The sequence below is a fragment of the Pseudomonas sp. SG-MS2 genome, from assembly GCF_009933855.1.
Classification (GTDB): Bacteria; Pseudomonadota; Gammaproteobacteria; order Pseudomonadales; family Pseudomonadaceae; genus Aquipseudomonas; species Aquipseudomonas putida_E.
This window is the reverse complement of sequence record NZ_MOMO01000198.1, coordinates 24,424-32,119: the sequence shown is the minus strand read 5'-3', so window position 1 is coordinate 32,119 and position 7,696 is coordinate 24,424. Positions and strand designations below refer to the sequence as shown.

The 7,696-nt window shown below is 62.2% G+C and carries 6 protein-coding genes; 2 read left to right on the top strand and 4 right to left on the bottom strand.

Annotation, left to right across the window (positions count from 1 at the left end; translation table 11 throughout):
• The 4 genes from rsmA to BLX42_RS16870 form a co-directional block, all read right to left on the bottom strand.
• On the bottom strand, positions 1-790 hold a 790-nt coding region (gene rsmA, locus BLX42_RS16885), incomplete at its 3' end, for a 16S rRNA (adenine(1518)-N(6)/adenine(1519)-N(6))-dimethyltransferase RsmA (RefSeq protein ID WP_161872219.1).
• Positions 787-1,776, bottom strand: coding sequence for a 4-hydroxythreonine-4-phosphate dehydrogenase PdxA (gene pdxA / locus BLX42_RS16880; RefSeq protein WP_161872218.1), 990 nt, complete (start codon positions 1,774-1,776; stop codon positions 787-789). The genes rsmA and pdxA, both read right to left, overlap by 4 nt.
• On the bottom strand, positions 1,773-3,098 hold the full coding sequence (gene surA / locus BLX42_RS16875) for a peptidylprolyl isomerase SurA (RefSeq protein WP_177010809.1): 1,326 nt from the start codon (positions 3,096-3,098) through the stop codon (positions 1,773-1,775). Before surA ends, pdxA begins: the two co-directional genes overlap by 4 nt.
• Positions 3,073-5,877, bottom strand: a complete 2,805-nt coding sequence (locus tag BLX42_RS16870) for an LPS-assembly protein LptD (RefSeq protein WP_161872217.1) — start codon at positions 5,875-5,877, stop codon at positions 3,073-3,075. Before BLX42_RS16870 ends, surA begins: the two co-directional genes overlap by 26 nt.
• 130 nt (positions 5,878-6,007) lie before the next feature.
• Between BLX42_RS16870 and BLX42_RS16865 the strand changes: the two genes are divergently transcribed.
• Both BLX42_RS16865 and murU read left to right on the top strand, forming a co-directional pair.
• Positions 6,008-7,027, top strand: coding sequence for an aminoglycoside phosphotransferase family protein (locus BLX42_RS16865; RefSeq protein WP_125924631.1), 1,020 nt, complete (start codon positions 6,008-6,010; stop codon positions 7,025-7,027).
• A complete protein-coding gene (gene murU, locus BLX42_RS16860; RefSeq protein ID WP_115273030.1) occupies positions 7,024-7,695 on the top strand; it encodes an N-acetylmuramate alpha-1-phosphate uridylyltransferase MurU in 672 nt (223 codons plus the stop codon). Before BLX42_RS16865 ends, murU begins: the two co-directional genes overlap by 4 nt.
• The last annotated feature ends 1 nt before the right edge of the window (position 7,696 follow it).

The following is a 7,696-nucleotide window of genomic DNA, read 5'->3' as shown; positions in this document are numbered from 1 at the left end:
GGTCTGCCAGCTGGTCTGCCAGGCGTACGAATGCGGCCAGGTCCAGCTGCTCGGGGCGCAGGCTGCCATCAACGCCAGCGGCCTCGATGGCCTGGCTGTCGAGCAGGCCTTTGAGGGTATTGCGCAGCGTCTTGCGGCGCTGGTTGAAGGCTTCGCGCACGACGCGTTCCAGCAGCAGGTGGTCCTTGGCCGGGTGCGGCAGCACCTCATGCGGTACCAGGCGTACGATGGCCGAGTCCACCTTCGGCGGCGGGTTGAACGCACCTGGGCCTACGTTGAACAGGTGCTCGACCCGGCAGTGGTACTGCACCATGATCGACAGCCGGCCCCAGTCACCGCCGCCAGGCCCTGCGGCCATACGCTCGACCACTTCCTTCTGCAGCATGAAGTGCATGTCGCGAATCAGCCCGGCGTGGCTGAGCAGGTGGAAAATCAACGGCGTGGAGATGTTGTAGGGCAGGTTACCTACGACTTTGAGGCTGCGTGCCGGCACGCCCAGCTGGTTGAAATCGAACTTCAGGGCATCGCCCTGGTGCAGGCGGAAGTTGTCGCGCCCGGCAAACTTGTGCTGCAGGATCGGCACCAGGTCTTTGTCCAGCTCTACGACGTCCAGCTGTGCGCCGCTGCCCAGCAGGCCCTCGGTCAGGGCGCCCTGGCCCGGGCCGATCTCCAGCAGGTGTTCGCCGGCTTTGGCATTGATGGCGCGCAGGATGCGGTCGATGATGCCAGCGTCATGCAGGAAGTTCTGACCGAAGCGCTTACGCGCCCGGTGTTGATAATGCTCGTTCATGGTCGGTTCTCGGCCATCTGGTAGGCGGTTTCCAGGGCGACGCGCAGGCTGCCGGTGTCGACGTTGCCGGTACCGGCAAGGTCCAGGGCGGTGCCGTGATCGACCGACGTGCGGATGATCGGCAGGCCCAGGGTAACGTTGACTGCAGCGCCGAAACCTTTGTACTTGAGTACAGGCAGGCCTTGGTCGTGGTACATCGCCAGCACCGCGTCGCAGTGCTCCAGATATTTGGGGGTAAACAGGGTATCGGCCGGCAGCGGGCCGCGCAGGTCCATGCCTTCGGTGCGCAGGCGGGCCAGTGCCGGTTCGATGATGTCGATTTCTTCGCGGCCCAGGTGGCCGCCTTCGCCGGCATGCGGGTTGAGCCCGCAGACCAGGATGCGTGGGTTGGCGATGCCGAACTTGTCGCGCATGTCGGCGTGCAGGATGCGGGTAACCCGCTCCAGGCGCTCAGGGGTGATAGCGTCCGCGATGTCGCGCAGTGGCAGGTGCGTGGTTACCAGCGCCACGCGCAGGCCATGGGTCGCCAGCATCATCACGACCTGGGCAGTGTGGGTCAGCTCTGCCAGGAATTCGGTATGGCCGGAAAAGGCAATGCCGCTTTCGTTGATCACGCCCTTGTGCACAGGGGCCGTGATCATGCCGGCGAAATGCCCTTCAAGGCAGCCTTGCCCGGCCCGCGTCAGGGTCTGCAGGACAAAAGCCGCGTTGGCTTTGTCCAGCATGCCCGGCACCACGGGGGCGGCCAGGGGAGTATCCCATACGTAGAGGCTACCTGCCGGCGCCGGCTGGTCAGGCCAGTGGCCCGGCGCTACCGCAAGCAGGTTGACGGCCAGCCCCAGCTGCGTGGCCCGCTCGGCGAGCAGGTCACGGCTGGTGATGGCGATCAGGGGGTGAGGCTGGGGCTCGGCGGCGAGCAGCAGGCACAGGTCGGGGCCTATGCCGGCCGGTTCGCCGGGAGTGACGGCGAAGCGCAGGGGCTTCACTGTGCGGCCTGGTCAGCGCCAGGCAGCTTGATTTCAACGTAGGCTTCGTCGCGGATCTGGCGCAGCCAGGTCTGCAGCTCTTCGTCGTACTTGCGGTTACGCAGTACGTTCATTGCCTGCTGCTCGCGTGCCTGTTCGGTGCTGTCGGTGGCACGACGGCCCAGCACTTCCAGGACATGCCAGCCGTACTGGGTCTTGAACGGTTTGGTCACGACACCCTGCTGGGCGTTGGCCATCTGCTCGCGGAACTCCGGTACCAGGCTGTTCGGGTCGACCCAGTTGAGGTCACCGCCGTTGAGCGCTGAACCCGGGTCTTCCGAGAAGCTTTTCGCCAGCTCGGCGAAGTCTTCGCCGTCCTTGATCCGTTCGTACAGGCGCTCAGCCAGCTGCTCGGTGGCGGCTTCGCTGCGGATTTCGCTTGGCTTGATCAGGATGTGGCGTACATGTACTTCGTCACGCAGCACGTTTTCGCTGCCGCCGCGCTTCTCTTCGAGCTTGATGATGATGAAGCCGCTAGGGATGCGCAGTGGCTGGGTGATGTCGCCCGTGGCCATGCTGCTGAGCAGCTTGGCAAATTCAGGCGGCAACTGGCCAGCTTTACGCCAGCCCATCTCGCCACCCTCAAGGGCGTTCTCGCTGGCCGAGTTGGCAATCGCCATCTGGCCAAAGTCAGCGCCCTGGCGCAGTTGCTGGTACACGTCACCGACCTTTCGCGCAGCCTTCTGGATGTCGTCCGAGTTGGCGCCTTCCGGGGTTGGGATGAGGATGTTGGCCAGACGGTAGTCTTCGGACATCTGCATCTTGCCCAGGTCCGAGGCGAGGAAGTTTTTCACTTCCTGCTCGGAAACCTGGATGCGCTCGGCCACACGGCGCTGGCGCACGCGGCTGATGATCATCTCGCGTTTGACCTGCTCGCGGGCGTCGTCGAACGACAGGCCGTCGCGGGCCAGCGCGGCGCGGAACTGGTCCAGCGACATGCCATTGCGCTGGGCAATGGTGCCGATGGCCTGGTTGAGTTCCTCGTCGGTGATGCGGATGCCCGAACGTTCACCGATCTGCAGCTGCAGGTTCTCGACGATCAGGCGTTCCAGTACCTGCTGCTCCAGCGCGCTGGTCGGCGGTACGCCGCCGCCGCGCTTGGCGATGGTTTGCTGAACCTCCTGGACGCGCTGGTCCAGTTGGCTTTGCATGACCACGTCGTTGTCGACGATGGCCACCACACGATCCAGGGGTTGCACCGCGGCATGCACCGCGCCACTCAGCAATACAGCGCCCAGCAACACTGGGCGCAGACGATCAATAAGCTTGGTCTTCACGTTCACGGTAACCTTCAATGCCTTGGTCGAGGAAAGATTCGACCTTGTTGCCTACCACGCCACCGAGGCCTTTCAGCACGATCTGCAGGAAGATGCCATGGTCGCCTTTTTCGTTTTGCGGGGCGGCCTGGCTGAAGTCGTCGTAGTCGATCCAGTAACGGTTGATCAGACGTAGTTTCCAGCAGCAGTTGTCGTATTCGAAACCGCCCATGGCTTCCAGGGTGCGGTTGCGGTTGTAATCGTGCTGCCAGCGGGCGATCACGTTCCATTGCGGCACGATCGGCCAGATCACCGAGAAGTCGTGCTGCTGGATCTTGTAGTAGTCCTTGATGTAGTTCGGGTCGCCTGGGTTGCCATAGTCACCGCCACCCACTTTCCATGTACCGGTCGTGGAGTCGTAGGCGATGGTGTCGTTGCGGTAGCGATAGCCGAGGTTGACCACCTTGTTCGGGTTGTCTTCAGGCTGGTAGTGGAACATCGCGCTGCCCGAGCGAGTGCTGCGGCTGTCCGGGTCCCAGTTGAAGTCCGAATTGAAGCGCCAGTCGCGGTTGAAGTAGTAGTTGTACACCAGCGCGTACGGCGAAACGTCAGACTGCGCGTCACTGCGATCACGGTAGTTGATGCCTGGCAGCTGGGCCTTGCGATCCTTGAAGTACAGTGCTTGACCGATGCTGAAGTTCTGACGTTGGAAACCGTCGTCCTGAATCCAGCGGGTGGTCACGCCCAGCGACAGCTTGTTCTCGTCACCGATACGGTCGGTGCCGCTGAAGCGGTTGTCGCGGAACAGCGAATCGAAGTTGAACAGCGTTTCGCTGGTATCGAACAGCGGAATGTCCGTCTGATCCTTGTAAGGAACGTAGAGGTAGAACATGCGCGGTTCGAGTGTCTGGCGATAGTTGGTGCCGAACATCGAGGTGTTGCGGTCGAAGTACAAACCGCTGTCAACACTGAAGATAGGAACGTCACGGCTGATAGAGCTGCTGTAGCTGCCGTATCCTGGTTGTGACGCTTGCGCCAGCGCTTCTTGCTTGCCTTGACCATCAAGATCAAGGTCATAGTTGGTGTAAACATACTTCAGCTTTGGCGTAACGTAACCGTAACTGGCTTGCATAGGCAGGCTGATTGCCGGGGCAAAATTCAGGCGGTTGCCGTTGGCGCGCGCGATGCCGCTGACGTTTTCATCGAGACGTTTGCCCTCTTCGCCGGCGGTGATGTCCGGGTTGCCATCTTCGTCAGTGACAAAGTCATCCTTCAGGTCACGATCGAAGCGCACGGCCTCGGTCTGGTAGCTGAAATCAAACCCACCCGGGTGATACGGGAGCATCCCGTCGATAGTGATCTGCGGCAGCTTGTTGTACGGGGTGATCTGCGACAGGGTCGCCATCTCGTACGCTTGCGCATTCAGTCGAGCGGTATAGGTGTCGCCACGCCAGGTCAGTGCACCTTGCTGGTTGACCACATCATTGCTCTGGACGCCGATCTGATCGCTCTCCAGGTCCTGGAAGTAGAACGGATCGCTGATGTCGGTGTAATCGACTTCAGTCATCAGGCGCTCGTCCAGGCCACCTTTATGCTGCCAGTTGATCATCCAGCGCTGATCTTCGTAATCAGTCTGGTCTTTGCGATCATCGTTCTTGTCGTTCAGGTACGCGCCGCCGAACTGGCCTTCGCTGGACTTGGTCAGGTAGCGGAATTCGCCTTCCATCAGCAAGCCACGCTTGGTCATGTAACGCGGGTACAACGTGGCGTCGTAGTTGGGCGCCAGGTTGAAGTAGTACGGCGTGACCAGCATGAAGCCGGTGTCGCTGGTGCTGCTGAATGACGGTGGCAGGAAGCCGGATTGGCGACGGTCGTCGATCGGGAAATAGATGTACGGTGTGTAGAACACCGGGAAATCCTTGACCCGCAGGGTGACGTTGGTCGCGGTACCGAAGCCGGTGGCCGGGTTCAGGGTGATGTTGTTGCCCTTGAGCTGCCAGGCGTTGCTGCCCGGTTCACACGTGGTGTAGGTACCATCCTTGAGGCGGATGATGGCGTTCTCGCTACGCTTGGCGTACAGGGCGTTGCCGCGGATGTGCGACTTGTGCATCACGTATTCGGCGTTGTCGACCTGGGCTTCGCCCGTGTCGAGCTGGATCTGCGCCTCGTCGCCCACGACCAGCGAGCCGTTGTCGCGAATCCTGACGTTGCCCTTGAGCTCGCCACGGTTCTCGGCCTGGTACAGGTTGGCCTCATCGGCTTCGGCCTGCATGCTGCCTTGGCGCATGACCACGTCACCGGCGAGGGTAGCGATCTGCTGCTCCTGCTGGTACTTGGAGACCTTGGCGTTGATGTAGGTCGGCGATTCGTCCTTGGGCGTGGTGTCGGCCATGCCTGGGCGAGTCGGCTCGATGTACGCGCCACCGCAGTACGGGCCGGTTTCGGCTAGCTGGGCAGCGGTGAGCTTTTCGCGCGGGACCCAATCGAGATGGCTGTAATCCTCGCTGCGCGACTTCAGGCCACGGCCTTTGCTCTCGGTGACCAGCACCGGCTTGTCAGCACTTTCGGCCTCGGCCGATGGGGCCTCGGTGCCGGAAGTGAGCGCAGCGCCGTCATGCACTGGGCGCGGTGGCAAGTTGTTGACTGGGCTCTTGGGCTTGCAGTCCCAACCACCGGAGGCGGACACTTGGCAGTCGAACTGCTCGGCTGCTACCACGTACGAGGTGGCAAAAGGTTGCAGGGCCAGCAGACCGCCGGTGACCAGCAACGGAAACTTTCTACGAAACGCGGGGGATTTCAATGCCATCTTATTAGTCCGGGCTTCCTGCGTGCCATCTGCCCGCGTGTGGGGCCGCACGCCTCTCGATGGTCTGAAAAAGATGCTGGATAATAAAGCATGACCCGCTTGACGGCTAGGGCCGTCGGAGACCCTTGTAATGCCTGACCACGATGTACGCCTGCAACAACTGACTGTCTGGCTCGCCGAGCAGCTCAATGTTCTTTTCCGCAACAACGCCTGGGGCGAGGTGCCCGAAGGCAGCCTGACCGCCGCCAGCAGCGATGCGAGCTTTCGCCGTTACTTCCGCTGGCAGGGCGCAGGCCACAGTTTTGTGATCATGGATGCGCCGCCGCCACAGGAAAACTGCCGCCCGTTCGTTGCCATCGACCATCTGCTGGCCAGTGCGGGCGTGCATGTACCGGTGATTCATGCCCAAGATCTGGACCGTGGTTTTCTGTTGCTGGGGGATCTGGGCCATCAGACATACCTCGACATCATTAACCCGGATAACGCCGATGCATTGTTCGCCGACGCGATCGACGCCCTGCTGGCTTTTCAGCGCCTGCCGATGGAAGCGCCGTTGCCGAGCTACGACGACGCTTTGCTGCGCCGTGAGGTCGAGCTGTTCCCCGAGTGGTATGTCGGGCGTGAGCTCGGCCTGGCCTTCAACGAGGCGCAGCAGGCCAGTTGGCAGCGCATCAGCCAGTTGCTGATCGACAGTGCCCTTGCCCAACCCAAGGTGCTGGTGCACCGCGACTACATGCCGCGCAACCTGATGCAGAGCACGCCGAACCCGGGCGTGCTCGACTTCCAGGACGCGGTGTACGGTCCGGTCACCTATGACATTACCTGCCTGTTCAAGGACGCTTTCCTCAGTTGGCCACAAGCGCGAGTCGAAGGCTGGTTGCGCAACTACTGGGACAAAGCGCAGGCCGCCGGGATCCCGGTTCAGCCGTCGTTCGAAGATTTCCAGCGCGCCAGCGACCTGATGGGTGTGCAGCGCCATCTGAAGGTGATCGGCATCTTCGCGCGTATCTGCCACCGTGACGGCAAGCCGCGCTACCTGGCTGATGTGCCGCGTTTCTTCGCCTATATAGACGAAGTGGTCGGCCGTCGCCCTGAACTGGCCGAGCTCGGCCAGTTGATCGCCGAACTCAAGGCCGGAGCGCGTGGATGAAAGCGATGATTCTCGCCGCAGGCAAGGGCGAGCGCATGCGCCCGCTGACCCTGCACACGCCAAAGCCGTTGCTGCCCGTGGCCGGCCAGCCGTTGATCGAATATCACCTGCGTGCGCTGGCGACAGCCGGTTTTACCGACGTGGTGATCAACCACGCCTGGCTTGGCCAGCAGATCGAAGATCACCTCGGCGATGGCAGCCGCTTCGGCCTGAGCATTCGCTACTCGCCTGAGGGCGAGCCGCTGGAGACGGGGGGCGGCATATTCCAGGCATTGCCTTTGCTGGGCGACGCCCCGTTCCTGCTGGTCAATGGCGATGTCTGGACCGATTACCCGTTCGCGCGCTTGCGTGCACCGCTGCAGGGCCTGGCGCATCTGGTGCTGGTCGATAACCCTGGCCATCACGGGCGGGGCGACTTCCGCCTGCAAGGTGGGCAGGTGGTGGACGGTGACGAGACCCCTGGCACCCTGACCTTCAGCGGCCTTTCAGTGCTGCATCCAGCCTTGTTCGCAGGTTGCCAGGCGGGGGCCTTCAAACTGGCGCCACTTCTGCGCCAAGCCATGTCGGCAGGCAAGGTGACCGGCGAGCACTACCGTGGCGCCTGGGTCGATGTCGGTACCCAGGAGCGCCTGGCCGAGGCCGAACGCCTTATACGCGAGCGTGCCTGAG